The sequence below is a fragment of the Sphingomonas pituitosa NBRC 102491 genome (assembly GCF_001598435.1).
GTDB classification, from domain to species: domain Bacteria; phylum Pseudomonadota; class Alphaproteobacteria; order Sphingomonadales; family Sphingomonadaceae; genus Sphingomonas; species Sphingomonas pituitosa.
On record NZ_BCYY01000002.1, the window covers coordinates 204,786 to 226,234 of the forward strand.

At 65.5% G+C, this 21,449-nt stretch carries 22 protein-coding genes; 2 read left to right on the plus strand and 20 right to left on the minus strand.

Annotated features, from left to right (window positions below; all coding sequences use genetic code 11):
- The 20 genes from nuoL to SPI01S_RS03610 all read right to left on the minus strand — a co-directional run bounded on the left by nuoL (position 1) and on the right by SPI01S_RS03610 (position 19,254).
- Positions 1-2,073, minus strand: a complete 2,073-nt coding sequence (gene nuoL, locus SPI01S_RS03520) for an NADH-quinone oxidoreductase subunit L (protein WP_066718216.1) — start codon at positions 2,071-2,073, stop codon at positions 1-3.
- Positions 2,073-2,378 (minus strand): NADH-quinone oxidoreductase subunit NuoK, encoded by a 306-nt coding sequence (gene nuoK, locus SPI01S_RS03525; RefSeq protein ID WP_066718219.1) that lies wholly within the window; start codon positions 2,376-2,378, stop codon positions 2,073-2,075. The genes nuoL and nuoK overlap by 1 nt, the downstream gene beginning before the upstream one ends.
- Positions 2,375-2,986 (minus strand): NADH-quinone oxidoreductase subunit J, encoded by a 612-nt coding sequence (locus SPI01S_RS03530; RefSeq protein WP_066718222.1) that lies wholly within the window; start codon positions 2,984-2,986, stop codon positions 2,375-2,377. Before SPI01S_RS03530 ends, nuoK begins: the two co-directional genes overlap by 4 nt.
- A 33-nt stretch (positions 2,987-3,019) precedes the next feature.
- On the minus strand, positions 3,020-3,505 hold the full coding sequence (nuoI, locus tag SPI01S_RS03535; RefSeq protein ID WP_066718225.1) for an NADH-quinone oxidoreductase subunit NuoI: 486 nt from the start codon (positions 3,503-3,505) through the stop codon (positions 3,020-3,022).
- Positions 3,502-4,551: an NADH-quinone oxidoreductase subunit NuoH gene (gene nuoH, locus SPI01S_RS03540; RefSeq protein ID WP_066718227.1), complete on the minus strand. Its 1,050-nt coding sequence runs from the start codon at positions 4,549-4,551 to the stop codon at positions 3,502-3,504. Before nuoH ends, nuoI begins: the two co-directional genes overlap by 4 nt.
- A complete protein-coding gene (gene nuoG / locus SPI01S_RS03545) occupies positions 4,548-6,566 on the minus strand; it encodes an NADH-quinone oxidoreductase subunit NuoG (RefSeq protein ID WP_066718229.1) in 2,019 nt (672 codons plus the stop codon). The genes nuoH and nuoG overlap by 4 nt, the downstream gene beginning before the upstream one ends.
- Positions 6,566-7,870 (minus strand): NADH-quinone oxidoreductase subunit NuoF, encoded by a 1,305-nt coding sequence (gene nuoF, locus SPI01S_RS03550; RefSeq protein WP_066718231.1) that lies wholly within the window; start codon positions 7,868-7,870, stop codon positions 6,566-6,568. Before nuoF ends, nuoG begins: the two co-directional genes overlap by 1 nt.
- A 1-nt stretch (position 7,871) precedes the next feature.
- Positions 7,872-8,039 carry a hypothetical protein gene (locus tag SPI01S_RS22105; RefSeq protein ID WP_157084547.1) on the minus strand — a complete coding sequence of 56 codons (168 nt, stop codon included), beginning with the start codon at positions 8,037-8,039 and terminating at the stop codon, positions 7,872-7,874.
- Complete coding sequence (locus SPI01S_RS03555; RefSeq protein ID WP_066718233.1) at positions 8,039-8,707, minus strand: complex I 24 kDa subunit family protein; 669 nt, start codon at positions 8,705-8,707, stop codon at positions 8,039-8,041. Before SPI01S_RS03555 ends, SPI01S_RS22105 begins: the two co-directional genes overlap by 1 nt.
- The gene (locus tag SPI01S_RS03560; protein ID WP_066718235.1) at positions 8,707-9,045 is read right to left on the minus strand and encodes a nuclear transport factor 2 family protein; all 339 of its coding nucleotides are present in this window, start codon (positions 9,043-9,045) and stop codon (positions 8,707-8,709) included. The genes SPI01S_RS03555 and SPI01S_RS03560 overlap by 1 nt, the downstream gene beginning before the upstream one ends.
- On the minus strand, positions 9,042-10,271 hold the full coding sequence (locus SPI01S_RS03565) for an NADH-quinone oxidoreductase subunit D (protein ID WP_066718238.1): 1,230 nt from the start codon (positions 10,269-10,271) through the stop codon (positions 9,042-9,044). The genes SPI01S_RS03560 and SPI01S_RS03565 overlap by 4 nt, the downstream gene beginning before the upstream one ends.
- The gene (locus SPI01S_RS03570; protein WP_066718241.1) at positions 10,268-11,104 is read right to left on the minus strand and encodes an NADH-quinone oxidoreductase subunit C; all 837 of its coding nucleotides are present in this window, start codon (positions 11,102-11,104) and stop codon (positions 10,268-10,270) included. The genes SPI01S_RS03565 and SPI01S_RS03570 overlap by 4 nt, the downstream gene beginning before the upstream one ends.
- Positions 11,101-11,640 carry a NuoB/complex I 20 kDa subunit family protein gene (locus SPI01S_RS03575; RefSeq protein WP_066718245.1) on the minus strand — a complete coding sequence of 180 codons (540 nt, stop codon included), beginning with the start codon at positions 11,638-11,640 and terminating at the stop codon, positions 11,101-11,103. Before SPI01S_RS03575 ends, SPI01S_RS03570 begins: the two co-directional genes overlap by 4 nt.
- Complete coding sequence (locus tag SPI01S_RS03580) at positions 11,631-12,005, minus strand: NADH-quinone oxidoreductase subunit A (protein ID WP_066718248.1); 375 nt, start codon at positions 12,003-12,005, stop codon at positions 11,631-11,633. Before SPI01S_RS03580 ends, SPI01S_RS03575 begins: the two co-directional genes overlap by 10 nt.
- A gap of 129 nt (positions 12,006-12,134) precedes the next feature.
- Positions 12,135-13,541: a chemotaxis protein CheW gene (locus SPI01S_RS03585; RefSeq protein WP_066718251.1), complete on the minus strand. Its 1,407-nt coding sequence runs from the start codon at positions 13,539-13,541 to the stop codon at positions 12,135-12,137.
- Between the two features lie 2 nt (positions 13,542-13,543).
- Complete coding sequence (locus tag SPI01S_RS03590; RefSeq protein ID WP_245653453.1) at positions 13,544-16,006, minus strand: methyl-accepting chemotaxis protein; 2,463 nt, start codon at positions 16,004-16,006, stop codon at positions 13,544-13,546.
- Positions 16,007-16,138: 132 nt separating this feature from the next.
- Entirely contained in the window at positions 16,139-16,954 is an 816-nt protein-coding gene (locus SPI01S_RS03595; RefSeq protein WP_066718259.1) for an inositol monophosphatase family protein, read from the minus strand.
- Between the two features lie 120 nt (positions 16,955-17,074).
- Positions 17,075-17,638, minus strand: a complete 564-nt coding sequence (efp, locus tag SPI01S_RS03600; RefSeq protein ID WP_066718262.1) for an elongation factor P — start codon at positions 17,636-17,638, stop codon at positions 17,075-17,077.
- 40 nt (positions 17,639-17,678) lie between these two features.
- The gene (locus tag SPI01S_RS03605; RefSeq protein WP_066718264.1) at positions 17,679-18,257 is read right to left on the minus strand and encodes a M23 family metallopeptidase; all 579 of its coding nucleotides are present in this window, start codon (positions 18,255-18,257) and stop codon (positions 17,679-17,681) included.
- A gap of 4 nt (positions 18,258-18,261) precedes the next feature.
- Positions 18,262-19,254 (minus strand): L,D-transpeptidase family protein, encoded by a 993-nt coding sequence (locus SPI01S_RS03610; RefSeq protein WP_066718267.1) that lies wholly within the window; start codon positions 19,252-19,254, stop codon positions 18,262-18,264.
- Between the two features lie 115 nt (positions 19,255-19,369).
- Here SPI01S_RS03610 and SPI01S_RS03615 point away from each other — a divergent pair, with 115 nt between their 5' ends.
- Both SPI01S_RS03615 and SPI01S_RS03620 read left to right on the plus strand, forming a co-directional pair.
- Entirely contained in the window at positions 19,370-20,452 is a 1,083-nt protein-coding gene (locus SPI01S_RS03615; RefSeq protein WP_066718270.1) for a potassium channel family protein, read from the plus strand.
- A 176-nt stretch (positions 20,453-20,628) separates the two neighbouring features.
- A complete protein-coding gene (locus SPI01S_RS03620) occupies positions 20,629-21,399 on the plus strand; it encodes an AcvB/VirJ family lysyl-phosphatidylglycerol hydrolase (RefSeq protein ID WP_066718273.1) in 771 nt (256 codons plus the stop codon).
- The last annotated feature ends 50 nt before the right edge of the window (positions 21,400-21,449 follow it).

Here is a 21,449-nt window from a genome sequence, read left to right on the forward strand (position 1 = left end):
TCACCTCGCAATGACCCAGGTGAGCGCGGCCGTGAGCCCGATCAGCATGACGAAGGCATAGGTGTAGAGATACCCCGATTGCAGCTTGACGGCTCCGAAGCTTCCGAACTGCACCAGGCGCGCCGCGCCGTTGGGGCCGAACCGGTCGATCGTCTGCTCGTCGCCGCGCTTCCAGAACAGCCGCCCGATGGCGAATGCGGGACGCACGAAGAGCAGGTTGTAGAGCTCGTCGAAATACCACTTGTTGAGCAGGAACAGATACAGCGGACGCACCTGCTCGGCGAAGGCCGCCGGGAAGCCCGGCGAAACGATATATGCGAAGATTGCCGTGCCAAGACCCAGCAGCATCGCCACCGTGGCCGAGAGCTTCACCCACACCGGAACTTCATGCATCGCGTGCATCAGATGCTCGTTGAAGGCCAGCGCGCCGTGCCAGTAGGTCTCGCCCGCGCTCGGCTCGATGAACGCGCCGTGGAAGACGAAGCCGGCGGCAACCGCACCGATCGACAGCAGAATCAGCGGGATGAGCATGACGAGCGGGCTCTCATGCGGGTGGTAGCCCGCCGTCCCGTCGCCATGATCGTGCGCGTCGTGATGGTCATGGCCATGCGCGTCGTGCGCAGCATGCCCGTGATCGTCATGGCCGTGACCGTGCGCATCGTGCACCGCGTGCTGGATATGCTCGGAAGCGGCCCAGCGCGGCTTGCCGTGGAAGGTCAGGAACACCACGCGCCACGAGTAGAAGCTCGTCAGCAGCGCGACGACCACGCCGACCCAGAACACGCCGGTGTTGCCCGAAGCGAACGCCGCCTCGATGATCGCGTCCTTCGAATGGAAGCCGGCGAAGCCGAACGCGGTCGGATTACCGAACAGCGCGGGGATGCCGACGCCGGTGATCGCGAGCGTGCCCGCCATCATCGCCGTGTAGGTCAGCGGGATCTTCTTCCACAGGCCGCCATAGTAGCGCATGTCCTGCTCGTGGTGCATCGCATGGATCACCGAGCCGGCACCGAGGAACAGCAGCGCCTTGAAGAAGGCGTGCGTAAACAAGTGGAACATCGCCGCGCCATACGCCCCGACGCCTGCCGCGAAGAACATATAGCCGAGCTGCGAACAGGTCGAATAGGCGATCACGCGCTTGATGTCGGTCTGCGTCGTGCCGACGGTGGCGGCGAAGAAGCAGGTTGCCGCACCCACCACCATCACGACGTGCATCGCGACAGCGCTCTGCTCGAACAGCGGCGACATGCGGCAGACCATGAACACGCCCGCGGTCACCATGGTCGCGGCGTGGATCAGCGCCGACACCGGGGTCGGGCCTTCCATCGCGTCCGGCAACCAGGTGTGCAGGCCGAGCTGCGCCGACTTGCCCATCGCGCCGACGAACAGCAGCAGGCAGAGCACGGTGATCGTGTCGAAACGATAGCCGAGGAAGCCGATCGTCGAACCCGCATGGTTCGGCGCCGCCGCCAGGATCGTGGTGATGTCGACCGTGCCGAACACCAGGAACACGCCGAAGATGCCGAGCATGAAGCCGAGATCGCCGACGCGGTTGACCACAAAGGCCTTGATCGCGGCAGCATTGGCGCTGGGCTTGCGGAACCAGAAGCCGATCAGCAGGTAGGACGCGAGACCCACGCCTTCCCAGCCGAAGAACATCTGCACCAGGTTGTTCGCGGTCACGAGCATCAGCATCGCGAAGGTGAACAGGCTCAGGTACGCGAAGAAGCGCGGCTGATCCGGCTCCTCGCTCATATAGCCCCAGCTATAGAGGTGGACGAGCGCCGAAACGCTGGTGACCACCACGAGCATGACCGCAGTCAGCGCGTCGACGCGCAGCTCCCAGGCGAAGCTCATCGTGCCCGAGGTCATCCAGTGCAGCACCGGCGTGACGCTCGGCGCGGCATTGCCGCTCAGGTACGAGAGGAAGATCGGCCAGGAGAGGCCGCACGCCACGAACAGCGAGCCCGTGGTGAGGATCTTAGGGACCGCGGCGCCGAACGATTTGTTCACAAGCCCCGCAACGGCTGCCGCGAGGAGCGGCAGGAATACGATGATCAGAATGGACGACATCAGCCCTTCATCCGATTGACGTCGTCGACCGAAATCGTGCCGCGACCGCGGAAATAGATGACCAGGATCGCGAGGCCGATCGCGGCCTCACCGGCGGCGACGGTCAGAACGAACATCGCGAACACCTGGCCGACCAGATCGTTCAGGAAGGACGAAAAGGCGACGAAATTGATGTTCACGCTGAGCAGGATGAGCTCGATCGCCATCAGGATGACGATCAGGTTCTTCCGGTTCATGAAGATGCCGAGCACCCCCATGGTGAACAGGATGGCCGAGACGACCAGATAATGGGTTAGCGAGATCACAGATCCATCCCCTGCCCGACTGCCGGGTTCATGTTACGGGTGGCATCCTTGGCGCGGCGGGCGTTCTGGCGGCCGACATTCTGCGGCCGCACGTCGCTGCGCTTGCGGTAGGTCAGCACGATCGCACCGATCATCGCGACGAGCAGGACCAGGCCGGCGCCCTCGAACACGAACAGATAGCGCGTGTAGAGCAGCTGGCCGATCGCTTCGATGTTCGGCACGCCGTCCTGCACCGGCGCAAGGCGACGACCGAGCGCAAGCTTGCCGGCGCTCCAGGCGCCGACCGCGACGATGATCTCCGCGACCAGCGCCAGTGCGAGCAGCGCGCCGACAGCGGCGTACTTCATCACGCCCGCGCGGAGCTCGGTGAAGTCGATGTCGAGCATCATGACGACGAACAGGAACAGCACCGCAACGGCACCGACATAGACGATCACCAGCAGCATGGCGATGAATTCGGCGCCCACGAGCACCATCAGGCCCGCGGCGTTGAAGAACGCCAGGATGAGCCAGAGGACGGAATGTACCGGATTACGCGACAGGATCGTGAGCGCCCCGGAGAGGCACACGATGGTCGCGAACAGGTAAAAGGCGAGAAGCTGGATCACGGAATCGGATGGCCCCTATGGATGGTGCGGCGCTTAACGGTACGGCGCGTCGGCGGCAAGGTTCGCCGCGATGGCGCGTTCCCAGCGGTCGCCGTTCGCGAGCAGCTTATCCTTTTGATAAATCAGCTCTTCCCGCGTTTCAGTGGAAAATTCGAAATTCGGCCCCTCGACGATCGCGTCGACCGGGCACGCTTCCTGGCACAAGCCGCAGTAAATGCACTTGGTCATGTCGATGTCGTAGCGCGTCGTGCGGCGGCTGCCATCGTCGCGCGGTTCGGCCTCGATCGTGATCGCCAGCGCCGGGCACACCGCCTCGCACAGCTTGCACGCGATGCAGCGCTCTTCCCCGTTGGGGTAGCGGCGCAGCGCATGCTCGCCGCGGAAGCGGGGCGAGAGCGGGTTCTTCTCGTACGGATAGTTGATCGTCGCCTTGGGCTTGAAGAAATACTTCAAGGTCAGGGCATGCGCCTTCACGAACTCCCACAGAGTCCAGGTGCGAATGAAACTTCCGACGCTCATGCGGGCACTCCAACCCGGGTCAGCATGAGATACCCGGAAACGAGGAAGACGAAGAGAAGCGACAGCGGCAGGAAGATCTTCCAGCCCAGGCGCATCAGCTGGTCGTAGCGATAGCGCGGGACGGTAGCCTTCACCCAGCTGAAGCAGAAGAAGAAGAACAGCATCTTGGCGAACAGCCACAGGATGCCCGGCACCATGTAGAGCGGCGCCCAGTCGAACGGAGGCAGATAGCCGCCCCAGAACAACGTGGCGTTGAGCGCACACATCAGGATGACGTTGGCATACTCACCGAGCCAGTAGAGCGCGAAGGCCATCGACGAATATTCGGTCTGATAGCCGGCGACCAGCTCGGACTCCGCTTCGGTGAGATCGAACGGCGCGCGCTGCGTCTCGGCAAGCGACGAGATGAAGAACACGATCGCCATCGGGAAGAGCAGCGGGTTGACGAAGTTGCCGTTGATGAACCCGTAATAGCCCTTCTGCGCCTCGACGATGCCACCGAGGTTGAAGGTGCCCGCCCAGAGGATGACCGAGATCAGCACGAAGCCGATCGAGACTTCGTAGCTCACCATCTGCGCCGCTGCGCGGATCGCCGAGTAGAACGGATACTTGGAGTTCGACGACCAGCCGGCGAGAATGATGCCGTACACGCCGAGCGAAGAGGCCGCGAGCACGTAGAGCAGGCCGACATTGATGTTCGACAGCGCGACGCCCGCCTGGAACGGCACCACCGCCCACACGATCAGCGCGACGGTGAAGGTGATGATCGGCGCGAGCAGGAACAGGCCCTTGTTCGCGCCCGACGGCACGATCGTTTCCTGCAGGAACACCTTGAGGCCGTCGGCGAAGGACTGGAGCAGGCCGAGCGGGCCGACGACGTTCGGACCACGACGCAGCGCCATCGCCGCCCAGATCTTGCGATCGGCATAGATGATCATCGCCACGGCCAGCATCACCGGCAGCGCGATCACGAGGATGTCCATCACCGTGGCGACGGTCCAGGCCAGACCGTACGGCAGGCCGAGATAGGTGAACCAGGAGGTCATTCTGCGGCCTCTGCGAAGTCTTCGCCATGGAGCAGTTCGGCCGAGCAGCGCTGCATCGTCGGCGACGCACGGCAGATGGCGTTGGTGAGATAGAAGTCGGCGATCGGATAGGTCACCGGACCCGAGGCCTGCGAAGCAAGCGACGGCGGGTTCCACGCGTACTCGGCAAGACCTTCCTCGCCAAGCGCCGGAACCTCGCTCGCCATCGCGGCGCGCAGTTCGTCGAAGCTGTCGAACGGCAGCGTGCGGCCGAGCTTCTCGGAGAGCGCGCGCAGGATCGTCCAGTCCTCGCGCGCCTCACCCGGTGCGAACACCGCGCGATCGGCGCGCTGCACGCGGCCTTCGAGGTTCACATAGGTGCCCGGCTTCTCGGCATAGGTGGCGCCCGGCAGGATCACATCGGCATGATGCGCGCCCTGGTCGCCATGGTGACCGATATAGACCTTGAAGCTGCCGGCGAACTTCGCAAAGTCCACCTCGTCGGCGCCCAGGAAGAATGCGAGCTTCGGCGCGGCCGCGACGATGTCGGCAATGCCGCCCTTCTGCGCATAGCCGAGCATCAGCCCCGCCATCCGCGCCGCCGCGGTGTGGACGACGTTGAAGCCGTTCCAGGCCGCATCGGTCTCGGTCGCGGCGCGCTGGAAGGCGCCGGCGACCGCCAGTGCCGCACCATGGCCGTTCTTGAGCGCACCGGGGCCGAGGATCAGCGCCGGCTTCTTGGCATTGTCGATCGCCTGGGCGAGGTTTTCCGGCAGGCTGTTGAGCAGCCCCAGATCGTCGCCCAGCCATTCGACCTTGTAGGTGAGGTCCACCTGCGGCCCGATCGCGAACACCTTGGCGCCGCGCTTGATCGCCTTGCGCACGCGGGTGTTCACCAGCGGCGCTTCCCAGCGCAGGTTGGTGCCGACCAGCAGGATCGCATCGGCCTCTTCGAGCGCAGCGATGGTGGTGTTGAACGCCACCGCCGACAGGCTCGACGTGTCATAGGCCATGCCGGTCTGGCGGCCTTCGAGCAGGTCCGAACCGAACGCCTTCACCAGCGCCTTGGCGGCGTACATGGTCTCGGCATCGAGCAGGTCGCCGGCGATCGCCGCGACGCTCGAACCGGCATTGGCGGCCACCGCTGCAACGGCGTCGAACGCTTCTTCCCACGTCGCCGGGACCAGCTTGCCGTCCTTGCGGACGAACGGGCGGTCGAGACGGCGGCGGACCAGCGCGTCGACATGGTAGCGGGTCTTGTCGTGCGCCCACTCCTCGTTGACGTCCTCGTTGATGCGCGGCAGCGCGCGCATCACCTGCCGGCCACGGCTGTCGAGGCGGATGTTGGTGCCGACCGCGTCCATCACGTCGATCGACAGGTTCCGCTTGAGCTCCCAAGGGCGATATTCGAACGCGACCGGCTTGTGGGTCAGCGCGCCGACCGGGCACAGGTCGGCGACATTGCCCGAAAGCTCGCTCTTGAACGCCTTTTCGAGATAGGTCGTGATCTGCATGTTCTCGCCGCGATAGATCGCGCCGATATCCTCCACGCCGGCCACTTCCTCGCCGAAGCGGACGCAGCGGGTGCACTGGATGCAGCGGGTCATCACCGTCTTGATGATGGGGCCCATATATTTCTCGGTCACCGCGCGCTTGTTCTCGGTGTAGCGCGAGCTGCCGCGGCCATAGGCGACCGACTGGTCCTGCAGGTCGCACTCGCCGCCCTGATCGCAGATCGGGCAATCGAGCGGGTGGTTGATCAGCAGAAACTCCATCACGCCTTCGCGCGCGGCCTTCACCATCGCGCTGTCGGTGCGGATTTCCTGGCCCTCGGCGGCCGGCAGCGCGCAGCTCGCCTGCGGCTTCGGGGGCCCGGGCTTCACCTCAACCAGGCACATGCGGCAATTGCCGGCGATGCTCAGCCGTTCATGATAGCAGAAACGCGGAATCTCCTTGCCCGCGGCCTCGCAGGCCTGGAGCACGGTGGCGCCCTGCGGCACCTCGACTTCGATTCCGTCAACCTTGAGCTTGGGCATTACTCTGCCGCCTCTTGCATGGTTTCGAGGCCGCCCGAACGGCGCTCGTTGATACGGCGCTCCATCTCGGGGCGGAAATGCTTGATCAGGCCCTGGATCGGCCACGCCGCCGCGTCGCCCAGCGCGCAGATGGTGTGGCCTTCGACCTGCTTGGTCACCTGGTGCAGCGTGTCGATCTCGCTGATGTCGGCGTCGCCGGTGCGCATCCGCTCCATCACGCGCCACATCCAGCCGGTACCTTCACGGCACGGCGTGCACTGGCCGCAGCTCTCATGCTTGTAGAAATAGGAGAGACGGCTGATCGCACGGACGATGTCGGTCGACTTGTCCATGACGATCACGGCGGCGGTGCCGAGGCCGGAGCCGACCGCCTTTAGGCCGTCGAAATCCATCGGCACGTCCATGATCTCGGCTGCCGGCACCAGCGGCACCGACGAACCACCGGGGATCACCGCCAGCAGATTGTCCCAGCCGCCGCGAATGCCGCCGCAATGCTTCTCGATCAGCTCGCGGAACGTGATGCTCATCGCCTCTTCGACAACACACGGCTTTTCGACATGGCCGCTGATCTGGAAGAGCTTGGTGCCCTTGTTGTTCTCACGGCCGAAGCTGGCGAACCATTCAGGGCTGCGACGCAGGATCGTCGGGGCGACCGCAATCGACTCGACGTTGTTAACCGTGGTCGGGCAGCCATACAGGCCCGCACCCGCCGGGAACGGCGGCTTGAGGCGCGGCTGGCCCTTCTTGCCTTCGAGGCTCTCGATCATCGCGGTCTCTTCGCCGCAGATATAGGCGCCGGCGCCGCGGTGGACGAAGACGTCGAAGTCATAGCCCGAACCGCAGGCATTCTTGCCCAGCAGGCCGGCGGCATAAGCCTCGGCGACCGCTGCGAACAGCGTCTCGGCCTCGCGGATATATTCGCCGCGGATGTAGATATAGGCCGCACGCGCGCGCATCGCGAAGCCCGCGACCAGCGCGCCTTCGATCAGCAAGTGCGGATCGTGGCGGATGATCTCACGATCCTTGCACGAACCGGGCTCGGACTCGTCGGCGTTGATGACGAGGAAGCTCGGACGCTCGGGCGTCGGGTTCTTCGGCATGAAGCTCCACTTCATGCCCGTCGGGAAGCCGGCGCCGCCACGCCCGCGCAGGCCCGAAGCCTTGATGCGGTCGATGATGGTATCCGGCCCCAGCTCCAGCAGCGCCTTCGTGTTGTCCCACGCGCCGCGCGCACGGGCGGCGTCGAGGTGCCACGACTGGTAGCCGTAGAGATTGGTGAAGATGCGGTCCTTGTCCTGAAGCACCTTAGCGTCCCTTCCCGACCAGCTTCTGTACGAACAGATAGAAGACTACGGCCAGACCGATCAGGACGAGCGTCCCGATCAAATTGAATGCGAGCTTGAGCACCCAGCCGAGCACGACGATGCCGCCGATGATGGCCAGGATGGTGACGATCAGGCTGTTGCCGCGCATCACCATTCGCCCCGATAGTCGTGGTTCTCGTTCACCATCGCGGTGAGCGAGGTCGGTCCGCCCAGCGGCTCGACCGTGTGACGGCCCGGCTCCTGCGTGCCGGTCTTGGGGCTCTCGCCCTTGGCCAGCGCGTCGAGGACCGCGAGCGTGCGATCATAGTCGAGATCTTCGAAATTGTCGTCGTTGATCTGCACCATCGGCGCCGACGAGCAATTGCCCATGCACTCGACCTCGGTGAGCGTGAACAGCCCGTCCGCGGTGGTGTGGCCCTTCTTCAGACCGCGCGCCTTGCACGCGGTCATCACGTCGTCCGAACCGCGCAGCATGCACGGCGTCGTGCCGCAGACCTGCACATGGTAGCGGCCGACCGGCACCAGGTTGAACATGGTGTAGAAGGTCGCGACCTCGAACACGCGGATATAGGGCAGGTCGAGCTGGCGAGCGACGAACTCGATCACCGGAACCGGCAGCCAGCCTTGCGTGTTCGTCTCGGCACCCACCTGGCGCTGGGCCAGATCGAGATAGGGGATCGTGCACGACATCTGGCGACCCGCCGGATAGCGCGCCATGATCTCGCGCGCCTTATCGGCATTGGCCGGCGTCCAGGCAAAATTGCCCCAGCGCGCGCGGACTTCCGCTTCGTCGGGGAGTTGGGGTGCGTCAGCCATCAGCGGATAAACTCCACCCGATCGACCTTGTCGTCGGAGAACGTATAAATGGACATCACCTCGAAGGGCTCGGCCTCGGGCGAGCGCGACACCTTCTCGTGCAGCACGACGGTCTCGCCGAGCGCATAGGAAGAAAGGATGTCGGCGCGGTTCTGCGGAAACTCGGCGAACATCGCCTTCAGCCCCGAGCGCACGCCTTCGCGGCCCTCGCGCAGCACGGCGCCGCGATAGGTCGCCTCGCAGGCGCCGTCGGTCATCAGTTCGACATAGCCGTCGGCATCCTGCGCGTTGTAGCGCGCGATCATCGCATGCGTGGTGGCGATACGGGCGTCGCTCACCGGTCGCACTCCCCGAACACGATGTCCATCGCACCCAGAATGGCGGTGATGTCGGCGAGCATGTGGCCGCGGGACATGAAGTCCATCGCCTGCAGGTGGCTGAACGCGGTCGGGCGCACCTTGCAGCGATACGGCTTGTTGGTGCCGTCGCTCACCAGATACACGCCGAACTCGCCCTTGGGGCTTTCGGTCGCGACATACACTTCGCCCGCCGGCACGTGATAGCCTTCGGTGAAGAGCTTGAAGTGATGGATCAGCGCTTCCATCGACTGCTTCATCTCGCCGCGCTTCGGCGCACCGACCTTGCGGTCGAGCGTCAGGACCGGGCCTTCCGGCATGTCCTGGATGCACTGCTTGATGATGCGGGCCGACTGATAGACTTCCTCGACGCGGACCATGAAGCGATCATAGCAATCGCCGCGGGTGCCGACCGGGATCTCGAAGTCGACGCGGTCGTACACGTCATAGGGCTGCGAACGGCGGATATCCCAGGGGATGCCGGCGGCGCGGATCATCGGGCCGGAGAAGCCCCACTTGATCGCGTCCTCGCGGCTCACCGTCGCGATGTCGACGTTGCGCTGCTTGAAGATGCGGTTCTCGGCGACGAGGCTGATCGCGTCGCCGAACAGCCGCGGCAGGCGCGTGTCGAGCCATTCCGCGATGTCGTTCAGCAGCTTGACCGGCACGTCCTGGCGAACCCCGCCGACGCGGTAATAGTTCGAGTGCATGCGCGCACCCGAAGCCCGCTCGAAGAAGTTCAGGCAGTCCTCGCGGATCTCGAACATCCACAGGTTCGGCGTCATCGCGCCGACGTCCATCACATGGCTGCCGAGGTTCAGCATGTGGTTGCAGATGCGGGTCAGCTCGGCGAACAGCACGCGGAGATACTGGCCGCGCAGCGGCACCTCGAGATCGAGCAGCTTTTCGACCGCGAGCACATAGCTGTGCTCCATCGCCAGCGGCGAGCAGTAATCGAAGCGATCGAAGTACGGCAGCGCCTGGGTGTAGGTCTTGTACTCGATCAGCTTTTCGGTGCCGCGGTGGAGCAGGCCGACATGCGGATCGATGCGCTCGATGATCTCGCCGTCCAGTTCGGTGACGAGACGGAGCACGCCGTGCGCCGCGGGGTGCTGCGGGCCGAAGTTGATCGTGTAGTTCGCGATCGAGGTATCGCCCGTCGCCGGGTCGATGTCGCGCTCCATGATCTTGGCTACGGTATCGGTCATTTGTTCTGCCCTTCGCCCTTGGTCGGGACGACGTCCGGATCCTTGGGCTTCTCGCCGGGCTGGTTGCCCGGGTGCGGCTGGCCGGCACCGGTCTGGGCCGTGCTCTCGGTGGTCTTGCTGTCCTTGCCCTGCGCAGGCTGGCTAGCGGCGGGCGCGGAGTCGGCCTTGGCGACCTGCGCGGCGGTAGCCGGCGTCGGCGCGCCCTTGGCTTCCGGCTGCGGCGCCTTCTCGTCGCCGGGGAGGACGTATTTGGCGCCTTCCCACGGGCTCATGAAGTCGAAGTTGCGGAAGTCCTGGGCCAGGCTGACCGGCTCATAGACCACGCGCTTCGCCTCTTCCGAGTAGCGCACTTCGACATACCCGGTCATCGGGAAGTCCTTGCGCAGCGGATGGCCCTGGAAACCGTAATCGGTCAGGATGCGGCGGAGGTCGTCATTGCCCTCGAACAGCACGCCGTACATGTCGTACGTCTCGCGCTCGAGCCAGCCGGCGACCGGCCAGATGCCCGTCACGCTCGGCACCGGCTTTTCCTCGTCGGTGGTGACCCGAACCCGAATGCGGTGGTTCCGGGTGAACGAGAGCAGCTGATAGACCACGTCGAAACGCTCGGCGCGCTCCGGATAGTCGACACCGGCGATCTCGCTGAGCTGCTGATATTCCAGGCCCGGCGTGTCGCGCAGCGCGAGCATCGCGTCGCACAGCTTCTCGCGGACGACGGTGAGCGAAACCTCGCCCACGGCATCCTTCGCCTCGACCAGCAGGTCACCGAGCGCAGCCGTGGCCGCCTCGATCACGCCGTCGTTCGCGGCATAGCGGGGAGCCGGCGCCCTCACCGGTCCAGGCTCCCGATGCGACGGATCTTCCGCTGCAGCTGCATCACGCCGTAGAGCAACGCCTCGGCGGTAGGCGGGCAGCCGGGAACATAGATGTCCACGGGCACCACGCGGTCGCAGCCGCGCACGACGCTGTAGCTATAGTGGTAATAGCCGCCGCCATTGGCGCAGCTGCCCATCGAAATCACGTATTTCGGCTCGGACATCTGGTCATAGACCCGGCGCAGCGCCGGGGCCATCTTGTTGCAGAGCGTACCCGCGACGATCATCACGTCCGACTGGCGCGGGGATGCGCGCGGCGCGGCACCGAACCGCTCCATGTCGTAGCGCGGCATGTTGACGTGGATCATCTCCACCGCGCAGCACGCGAGACCGAAGGTCATCCACCACAGCGATCCGGTACGGGCCCACTGGAACAGCTCCTCGGTGGAGGTGACCAGGAATCCCTTGTCCGAAATCTCGGCGTTGATGTCGTTCAGGAAGCCGACGTCCGGGAGCGTACCGGCCGGAGGCGGCGCCGAAAGCTCTACTCCCATTCCAGGGCTCCCTTCTTCCACGCATAAACAAGGCCGAGCGCCAGCTCGGCGACAAAGATCATCATCGAAATCCAGGCGGTCCAGCCGAGGGTGAACACGCTCACCGCCCAGGGGTAGAGGAACGCTGCCTCGAGATCGAACACGATGAACAGGATGGCGACGAGGTAGAAGCGCACGTCGAACTGGCTGCGCGAATCCTCGAAGGCGGGGAAGCCGCACTCATATTCGGTGAGCTTTTCCGGCGACGGCTTGTTCGTGCCGGTGAGGCGCGACACGAGCATCGGCAGGAACACGAACGTGCCCGAGAGCAACAGGGCGATCCCGAGGAATATCAGGATCGGCAGATATTGTGACAGGTCGACCAATGGCCTTCTCTTCTCGCGACTGCGGAATCTTGAGGGGCTTCTAGGACCATGATCCCAGTGCGGCAAGGCCTGGAACCGGTGAGAATCATTCGCAATTGTTAACGTGTGATGACCGGCTGCGCCGCCCCTTCATCCAAGCGTATGAATTCGGATCGAATGCGCCGTGCCGTCGATCGTTGCAGGTATGAACAATGCGCCCGGATTTCCCCCTGGTACAGGCAGCGCGGTGGTGTTCACGATGGTTGCCAGGCGCTGGGCGAGAAACCCCCGCGCGCCCTGCCCTTCCTGGTCGCGGGCGATGATCAGCAGCTTGGCCGTGTCCGGATCGCCGCCCTGTTCCAGCGCATAGACGGAAACCGGCGCCCCGCGGTGGTCGGTAAGTCCGCAGAGCCCCGCATAATCCTCGACTCGGGACGAAAGGCCGCGAAACGGGACGACTTCCCGGATCGCTTCCAAGGGCGTCGCGAGAAGGCGCTCCCCGGTGTCAAAGACCAGGAAGGGATTGGTCGAGCCCCCCTCGCCGCGGGCCGAAGCGATGGATCGGCCGTCGGACTGCGCGGGTTCGCGGCACAGCGCAGCCATCGCCCGGATCGCCGGATCAGCGCGGACCGCATCCGTGTCGATCACCAGATTCTGCCCCCCCGCCGGATCGGTCGCCGTTCCGCCGAACAAGGTTGCGCGGCCCATCAGCCCCGTCGGCAGCGGCCCGAGCTTTTCGTCGGCGATCCGGGCCACGCTGCGCACGCTTTCGACATGCCAGCCTACCAGTTGGCCCGGCGCGATCCGCAACAGGATCACGGGGCCCTGCGATTCCTCCGCAGTCGCGCCATCCAGCCCCAGCGTCGCCAGCTGGTCGAACACGCGAACGTCGCGACCCAGATAGTTTACCGAGCGCGCCCATCCTGGCGCCGGCACTGCACAGCGCCGCAGGCTCACGGCGGGCGCCGTGCTTTCCACCAGATGGCTGTCGATGGCGATCTGGACCCCGGCCACCGTGACCAGCACGAACGGCCGCGCTCGGCCGATCGATGCGCCGTCCTCCGCGCGCCCATCACAGCGGACGAGCGGCAACCCCGGCATCGCGAACAACGCCTCGGGATCCACGATGCCGACCAGATGCTCCTCGCGGACGAACGCGCGGTCCACGAGACGCGCGGCGCCTGCGGAGTCGACCAGCTCCCGCACCGAAACCACCGGGATTCGGTACAGGCCGGATACCGTGTCGATGCGCAGTCCGAGCAGCATCTCGTCGCGCCGGAGCACGACCACCGTGCCGCCCGCGCCTGTCGTCTCGGCGAAGCCGAGCAGGACGCTGACGTCGATCACCGGGATCACGTCGCCCCGTACCCCGATCGAGCCGATCAGCGCCGGGTGACTACCGAAGCAGGGTCCCAGCCTGGCCGGACACGGCACCACCTCGCGCACCCAGTCCACCGGCACCGCCAGTTCGATGCCGCAAAGGCGCAGCAGTCCCACATCGATGTGCCGCCGCCCCGCCTCCCCGAGCGGTGCGGCGAGCTCTGTCACCGCGTTCATGGTCAGATGGTGCTGTTGGTGGAGGTCGCAAGTTCGCCGATCATCGTAACCACCTGCCGCGAGGTTTCCCGCTGGGCGCCGACCGAGTGGGCGATCCCGGAGATCGCGCCGGTGGTCTTGTCGACACAGCCGGCGATCGCCGCGAACGCATCGCGCGCCGAGCGCGAGCGATCGGTGCCCTGGGCGACACGTTCGGTCGATTCGCCGATCAGGCGGTTGATCTCCTCGGCGGCGGAGGCGCTGCGCTCGGCGAGCTTGCGCACTTCCTCGGCGACGATGGAGAAGCCTACGCCATGCTCGCCTGCCCGCGCCGCTTCGATCGCGGCATTGAAGGCAAGCAGGTTGGTCTGGCCGGCAAGGTCGCCGATCACATCGACGATGCTGGCGATCTTCTTCGACGAAGCCGCCATCAGTTCCATCGACTCGATCGTGCCCTCGATCGCGCTGGTGCCACGATCCGCCGCCGCCTGGGTCTCGCTGGCAAGCCCCGTCGCGCTGCAAGCGCCTTCGCTGATCGTTCGAATAGCTTCCGAAATATTGCCGACAACTGCCTGCATTTCCTCGGTCTTTGCGGCGATCTTGCGCTCCAGCATCACCTGGTCGGTGACGTCATAGGCGTATTTGATCACCCGCGAAGGATTGCCCTGCAGATCGAACACCGGCGAATAGCTCGCCTGGATGAATACGTCGCGATCGTACTTGCCGATGCGATGGAAGCGCCCGGACTGCCCCTCGCCACGGGCCAGCGACCGCCAGAAATCGCCATATTCCTTCGATTTCAGATGCGCCGGATCCACGAACATCGAATGGTGGCGCCCCTGGATCTCGCGCAGGGTGTAGCCCATGGTCGAGAGGAAGTTCTCGTTCGCGGTGAGGATTTCGCCTTCAAGGCTGAACTCGATCGTCGCGAGGCTGCGATCAACCGCCTGGGCGCGGCTCTTGGTCTCGATCGCATCCTTCTTCCGCGTGGTGATGTCGTGGGCAAACTTCACGACTTTCACGACGTTGCCCAGGCCATCGAAAATCGGGTTGTAGGTTGCGTTCAGCCAGATTTCCTCGCCCGCCTTGTTGCGACGACGGAAGTCGCCGGCAATATATTCGCCGTGCGCCAGGTCGGTCCAGAAGCGTGCATATTCCTGCGAGTTTACCAGTTCGGCATCACAGAACATCTTGTGGTGCTTGCCCACCACGTCGTCGCGCCGATAGCCGGTGGCGCTGAGAAAATTCTCGTTTGCCTCGAGGATCATGCCTTCGGGCGTGAATTCGATCACCGCCTGCGCGCGGTTGATCGCCGCCACCTTGCCCTCGGCATCGGCGGCGCGCTGGTTCTGCTCGGTGATGTCGTGCGCGTATTTCACCACCTTGATCAGCTTGCCGTCGGCATCGACGATCGGGTTGTAGGTGGCGCGGATCCATACGCGACGACCGTCCTTGCCGACGCGCGGGAAGACGCCGGCCTGGTACTCGCCGGCCGACAGCGCGCGCCAGAAGTTGTTGTAGTCCTCGGTCTTCACATAGTCCGGATCGCAGCAGGTGCGGTGGTGCTTGCCGATCAGTTCGCTGCGCTCATATCCCATGGTCTGTAGGAACATGTCGTTCGCGGCGACGACATGGCCGCTGGTGTCGAATTCGATGACGGCGGTGGAGCGGTCGATCGCCGCAAGCTTGCCAGCTGCCTCGGCGCTTTCGAGCTGCGCCTTCGTCACGTCCATCGCGAACTTGACGATCTTCACCGGGAGACCCTGGTGGTCGAGAATGGGATTGTAGGTCGCCTGGATCCACCGGTCGGTGCCATCCTTCGCCACCCGCTTGTACAGCCCGCCGTCGAACTCGCCACGCCCCAGTCGTTCCCAGAACTGGCGGTAGGCGGGCGACCGGGCGTATTCGGCCGTGCAGAAGATGCGATGATGCTGGCCGACGACCTCTTCGGCCTTGTAGCCGAGCAGCTCGCAGAAATTCTCGTTGGCGCCGAGCACGCGGCCCGAGAGATCAAACTCGATCATTGCAGTGGCGCGGCTGAACGCATTGAGCACGCTGCGGTTGAGCGCCGCCTCGATCTGTGCGCCGCGCACGTCGCGGGCGATCAGGATGACGCTCTGAACCTTGCCCTTGGCATCGGTGACCGGCGCATAATGGCCGGCCAGCCAGGCGTCCTTGCCCTCGCAACCGTTGCGACGGGCGGTTTCGTCGATCGTCTCGCCTGCGCGCAGCCGCTCCCAGAACGCGGCATATGCGGGGCTGGCAGCGTATTCGGCGTCGCAGAAGAAGCGGTGGTGCTCGCCGACCACGGTCTCGAGCACGCACCCCATCGCATCCAGGAAGTGCTGGTTGGCCCTGGTCAGCGTACCGTCCGGGCTGAACTCGGCAACCGCGTAGAGGCGGTCCAGAACGCTGCCGACATCCTGGCAGAACGCTTCGTCCGCCGCGGCGCCGCCTCTCCCGTTGCCCAGGCCCGTCACTTCCATGTTCATACGCCAACCGTCCCAGTTCGCCCGGCCTGATAGCCAATCGCGTTTTTTAGGACTTATAGAAAGCAAACGTCAGGAAATCGGCCGAGATACGGTTAACTTTGGGGCTCCGTACTCGTACGGACCGCCTCAGCGCAGGGCGTTGGCGACCAGCTTGTGGAGCTTGGAATGCAGCCCGTCACTGGCGGCGAGGAACTGGTTGCGCTGCATCGCCATGTCCTGCCCGCGATAGTCGGTGACGAAGCCACCGGCTTCCTTCACGAGCAACATGCCGGCAGCAACGTCCCACGGCTTCAGGTCCGATTCCCAATAACCGTCGAACCGGCCCGCCGCGACCCAGGCCAGGTCGAGCGCCGCCGAGCCCAGCCGGCGGATGCCGGCCACTTCCGGGGCGACCGCACCGAAAATGCGGCTCCATTCCGCAAAATTGCCATGGCCCATGAACGGGATACCGGTGGCGATCAGCGATTCCGAAAGATCGCGGCGCGCCGATACGCGCAGGCGCTGGTCCTGCAGCCAGGCGCCGCGGCCCTTTTCGGCCCAGAAGCTCTCGTCGGTCAGCGGCTGGTAGACCAGGCCGTGGGTTATCTCGGGCTTGCCCTGGCTGCCGTTCGGATCTTCGACCGCGATCACGATCGAGAAATGCGGGATGCCGTGGAGGAAGTTGGTCGTGCCGTCGAGCGGGTCGACGATGAAGCGCGGCTTGTCGGGATCGCCCGGCAGCTCGCCGCCCTCTTCGGCCAGGATCCGCCAGTCGGGCCGCGCCTTGCGCAGTTCCTCGATCAGCGTCTGCTCGGCGCGCTTGTCGGCCATGCTCACGAAATCGGCCGGGCCCTTGCGGCTGACCTGCAGGTGCGTGACCTCGTTGAAGTCGCGACGCAGGCGGGGTGCCGCCTTGCGTGCGGCACGGTCCATGACGGTGAGAAGGCCGGAATGCGCTGCCATATCAATCTCTCTCCCTGCCGCTGGTGCGGGGGACTAAGGAAGGCCTGACCTGAAAACGGGAAAAGGGGACGCAGGCCTGCCGTCCCCTTCCCTAGCATTGGTTCGGCCGAAGCCGGCAGATCAGTCCGCGCGGCGGACGTAGGTCTGCTCGTACACGTCGACGACGATGCGCGTGCCGCTGCCGATATGCGGCGGCACCATCACGCGCACGCCATTGTCGAGCACGGCGGGCTTGTACGAGGAGGAAGCCGTCTGGCCCTTCACCACCGCGTCGGCCTCGACGATCGTCGCTTCGATCGTGTCGGGCAGCTGGACGCTGATCGCCTCTTCGTCATAAAGTTCCATCACCACGTCCATGCCGTCCTGCAGGAAGGCAGCGGCCTCGCCGAGCAGGTCGCGCGGCAGCGTGGTCTGGTCATAGGTTTCCTTGTCCATGAACACGAGCATGTCGCCTTCCGGATACAGGAACTGGAAATCCTTGGTGTCGAGGCGCACGCGCTCCACGGTCTCGGCCGAGCGGAAGCGGACGTTGTTCTTGCGGCCGTCGCGCAGGTTCTTGAGTTCGACCTGCATATAGGCACCGCCCTTGCCGGGCTGGGTGTGCTGAATCTTGACGGCGCGCCAGATGCCGCCCTCATATTCGATGATGTTGCCGGGACGGATGTCCACGCCGCTGATCTTCATGGATCGTGCCTGTATGTGAGAAAGAGCCGAGCGGGGCCCTTTAGCTCCCGATGGGCTTTCCCGCAAGCAGCGGATAGGGATCAACGTTGGCGCCCTCCCACCAGCGCTCGCCGGTTGCCATCCGCTTCACCTCGAAATGGAGGTGCGGCGCCCCGCCATCGGCGCTGCCGCTGGCGCCCACCGTAGCGATCGGCTGGCCCTGGCGGACGGTCGCGCCCTCGGGCACGCCGACGGTATCGAGATGGGCGTAATAGTGCACCGTCCCGCCATCGGACGTTCGGACGTACAAGGTGTGGCCGCCGAGATCGCTCTCGAACTGCTTCTCGACTGTGCCGGCGGCGGCAGCCAGCACCGGCGTGCCCTTGGGCGCGAGAATGTCGATCGCGTGATGTTCGCGCTCGCCCTCGCCGCGCGGCTCGCCCCAGTTGCTGCGCAGCGCGGAGGCGGGAACGCCCTGGACGGGAATGACCAGCCCGGTGGCGGAAGGCGGCGATGCCGGCGGCGGGCCGACACCCTCGACTCGCAGCGCCTGGCCGGCCGGCAGGAACCGAACGCGCGACACGAGCAGCGCCAAGAGTGCCACCACGACCAGCCCTGCGATCAGGCCCGTGCGCCGCATGCGGCTATTCCTGGAAGACCGCCGGGGTGCCCGGCTTCACCATCAGCGCGACCCGCGCGGCGTCCCAGTTGGTCAGCCGGATGCAGCCATGGCTTTCGGTGCGGCCGATCGTCTGCGGCTCCGGCGTGCCGTGGATGCCGTAATGATCCTTGGACAGATCGATCCAGACGACGCCGACCGGACCGTTCGGCCCCGGCGGCAGCATCGCCGGGTCATCGCCCTTCTTGGCGTCCCAGAACAGCTTGGGGTTGAAGTGGAACTTGGGGTTGGTATCAACCCCGTAGATTTTCCACCGGCCGATGGGCAACGGGTCATGCGCGCTGCCCATCGTGGCGCTGAACTGTGCGACCAGCCGGTTGCCGCTGCCATAGACCTTCAGCACGCCCTCCGACTTGTCGACCACGAGATGATCGGCCTGGGGCTGGCGGGGATCGACGTTGAGCATGTTCAGTGTCTGACGCCATTCGGGCTTCCACGCGGCCGGATAGGCACGCGAGCCGGGCAGCGCGTTGGGCAGCCGCAGCATCGTGCCGGTGCCGATCCTGGTCACGCCGGGATTGAGCGCGCCGATCACCTCGGGCGTGGTGTGGAACATCTCGGCGAGCTTCTCGGTCGGGTTGCGATAGCCGATCGACGACAGCTTGGCCTGCTGCGTCAGATCCTTGGGGATCGGATCGACGAACGGACCGCGCATCGTCTGTGCGCCCACCGCCAGCGTCCGCACCGGGCGCAGCGCACGATACCGGTGGAGCACCGCCAGCGTCGCCGGATCGATCACCCCGGTAACCTTCAGCCCGCGCGCCTCCTGCAGCCCGCGCACGGCCGCGGTCAGCGACTGGCCGGCGCGCCCGTCGAGGATGCCGGGACCGAAGCCGAGATGCTCGAGGATCACCTGCGCGTGGAGGATGTTCAGATCGATCTGCGGCTGGGGAGCAGGCGCCTGGGCCAGCGCAGGCGTGGCGAGCAGACCGGCAAACAACCCGAAGCATTTCCGCACACAGTCTCTCCCGGTCGTTGGTCTCACCCGGGCTAAACGTTCGCATGGCGGATGGGGTTGCGACTGCGGCAAACCCCGATGGACAAGCGGTGCATCCCGTGCCCTTATCAACGCGATGCGGGGGATTCTTTCAGAAGCGGAACAAGTACTCGGCTCGCCGACGCGCAACCTGGTTTCGATCCTGCTCTTCGTGCTCACGGTCGCGGTGCTGGCGACGATCGGCTACATGGCGGCGGGCTGGAGCTTCGCCGATGCCAGCTACATGGTGGTGCTGACGATCTACACCGTCGGCTATGGTGAAATCCGCCCGATCGACACCCCCTATCTGCACGCGGTGACCATGGGGACGATGGTGCTGGGCTGCACCGGCATGATCCTGCTCACCAGCGCGCTCGTCCAGTTCTTCACCGTCCTGCAATTGCAGAGTATTTTCGGAGCAACCCGCATGCAGAGCCGCATCGACAAGCTCAGCGACCATGTCGTGATCTGCGGCTATGGCCGGATCGGCGTGATGCTCGCCCGCGATCTCTCCCGCGCTGCCGTACCCGTGCTGGTGATCGAGCGCGGCCCCGAACGCCGCGCCGAAGCCGAGGCTGCGGGCCTGTGCACGCTTTCCGGCGACGCCACCGAGGAGGAGGTGCTGATCGCCGGGGGAATCCAGCGCGCCCGCGCGCTCGCCACGGTGCTGCCCGACGATGCCGCCAACGTGTTCATCACGCTCAGCGCGCGCAATCTCAACGCCGGACTGGAGATCATCGCCCGCGGCGAGGCACCCACCACCGAGCGCAAGCTGATCCATGCCGGCGCCGACCGCGTCGTCTTCCCCACCCATATCGGTGCCGAGGCGATGGCGCGGATGATCCTCTATCCCCATCGCGAGCATGTGCAGGGCGACGAACAACTGGCGCGGCTGCGGCGCGAACTCGGGGCGCTGGGGCTGGAGGTCGAGATGGTGGAAGTCGCGAAGGGCGCCACCATGGCCGGGTTGAGCGTCGAGGAAGCCGAACGCCGCGCCGAAGGCAGCATCTTCATCGTCCAGATCGACCGTGCCGACGGGCGCTCGATCCCCCGGCCGGCGCGCGACGAACGGCTTGAGGGGGGCGACAAGGCGGTGGTGGTGATGCGCGACGTCGCTGCCGGCGCGCGGGCGCTGTTCACCTCCCGCGCCGAGATCCGCGCCGGGCGGAACAAGTTTTGAGGTGTATCCTCCTCGATCCCCTTTCCTTCAGGGGACAGGTCGGGGTTGGGCATGTCTCACCGAGACCAGCGCAGAGCCTGGAATCCCTCCGCCCCGCCCCTTCCTTGCGGGAGGAAAAGCTTGGATTGTCGCTCCCCTTCACCGCAGCTTCAGCTCCCTCCGGATAAGGGCTTCGAATGGCAACGCCTGCCCCCTCCCTTCGCACCAACCGCCGCGCCTGGAAGCGCTGGCTGGCAGCCCTTGTCGCCCTGCTCGCCGCCATCGCCTTCGGGGTCTATTGGAGCGCGGGCTTCCTCGATCGTGATCCGGTCCATCTCTACGGCATGCCCGAACGTCCCGGCACCATCCCGGTGGCGGCGGTGTTCCTGTCCGGCGACATGGGCATCCGCTATGGCATGGGTTCCCATGTCGTCGAGGCGCTCGCCGGCGCCGGCGTGCCGGTGTACGCCGTGGCAAGCTCCACCGCGTTCGCGCACCGACAGACCCATGCGGAGGTGCAGGCGCTGCTCGCCAATGCCGTCCGCGAGGCCCGCCGCCGCTCCGGCGCAGCCAAGGTCGTCGTCATCGGCCAGTCGTTCGGCGCCGACATGGCACGGGTGGGGATGGCGTCGCTCCCCGCCGATCTGCGGTCCAGGGTCGCGGCGCTGGTGCTGGTCGTCCCCGGCACCACCGCCTATTTCCGTGCCGACCCGCTCGGCTTCGCCTATATCGGTGCGCCCGATGCAGACGCGGCATCGGCGAAGAAGCTCGACTGGCTGCCGGTGACCTGCATCCGCGGCGCCGAAGAGACCGACAGCCTCTGCCCCAGCCTGCTCGCGCCGAACGTCCGCCGCATCACGCTGCCAGGCGGGCACTTCCTGCGGATGGACCATGACCTGCTGGTCCGCACCGTGTTCGCCGCGCTGGCGCCCGTCCTCGGCACGCACCTCGACGCCCCTGAATCCTAGCACCTCTGAATCCTAGCACCTCTGAATCCTAGCACCTCTGAATCCTAGCG

What these genes read in the sequence shown, in the direction of transcription:
- nuoL (WP_066718216.1), bottom strand. Translation starts at nt 2,073, where the DNA reads ATGTCGTCCATTCTGATCATCGTATTCCTGCCGCTCCTCGCGGCAGCC.
- nuoI (WP_066718225.1), bottom strand. Translation starts at nt 3,505, where the DNA reads ATGAGCGTCGGAAGTTTCATTCGCACCTGGACTCTGTGGGAGTTCGTG.
- nuoH (WP_066718227.1), bottom strand. Translation starts at nt 4,551, where the DNA reads ATGACCTCCTGGTTCACCTATCTCGGCCTGCCGTACGGTCTGGCCTGG.
- nuoG (WP_066718229.1), bottom strand. Translation starts at nt 6,566, where the DNA reads ATGCCCAAGCTCAAGGTTGACGGAATCGAAGTCGAGGTGCCGCAGGGC.
- SPI01S_RS22105 (WP_157084547.1), bottom strand. Translation starts at nt 8,039, where the DNA reads ATGCGCGGCAACAGCCTGATCGTCACCATCCTGGCCATCATCGGCGGC.
- SPI01S_RS03555 (WP_066718233.1), bottom strand. Translation starts at nt 8,707, where the DNA reads ATGGCTGACGCACCCCAACTCCCCGACGAAGCGGAAGTCCGCGCGCGC.
- SPI01S_RS03565 (WP_066718238.1), bottom strand. Translation starts at nt 10,271, where the DNA reads ATGACCGATACCGTAGCCAAGATCATGGAGCGCGACATCGACCCGGCG.
- SPI01S_RS03575 (WP_066718245.1), bottom strand. Translation starts at nt 11,640, where the DNA reads ATGGGAGTAGAGCTTTCGGCGCCGCCTCCGGCCGGTACGCTCCCGGAC.
- SPI01S_RS03585 (WP_066718251.1), bottom strand. Translation starts at nt 13,541, where the DNA reads ATGAACGCGGTGACAGAGCTCGCCGCACCGCTCGGGGAGGCGGGGCGG.
- SPI01S_RS03590 (WP_245653453.1), bottom strand. Translation starts at nt 16,006, where the DNA reads ATGGAAGTGACGGGCCTGGGCAACGGGAGAGGCGGCGCCGCGGCGGAC.
- SPI01S_RS03595 (WP_066718259.1), bottom strand. Translation starts at nt 16,954, where the DNA reads ATGGCAGCGCATTCCGGCCTTCTCACCGTCATGGACCGTGCCGCACGC.
- efp (WP_066718262.1), bottom strand. Translation starts at nt 17,638, where the DNA reads ATGAAGATCAGCGGCGTGGACATCCGTCCCGGCAACATCATCGAATAT.
- SPI01S_RS03605 (WP_066718264.1), bottom strand. Translation starts at nt 18,257, where the DNA reads ATGCGGCGCACGGGCCTGATCGCAGGGCTGGTCGTGGTGGCACTCTTG.
- SPI01S_RS03615 (WP_066718270.1), top strand. Translation starts at nt 19,370, where the DNA reads ATGCGGGGGATTCTTTCAGAAGCGGAACAAGTACTCGGCTCGCCGACG.
- SPI01S_RS03620 (WP_066718273.1), top strand. Translation starts at nt 20,629, where the DNA reads ATGGCAACGCCTGCCCCCTCCCTTCGCACCAACCGCCGCGCCTGGAAG.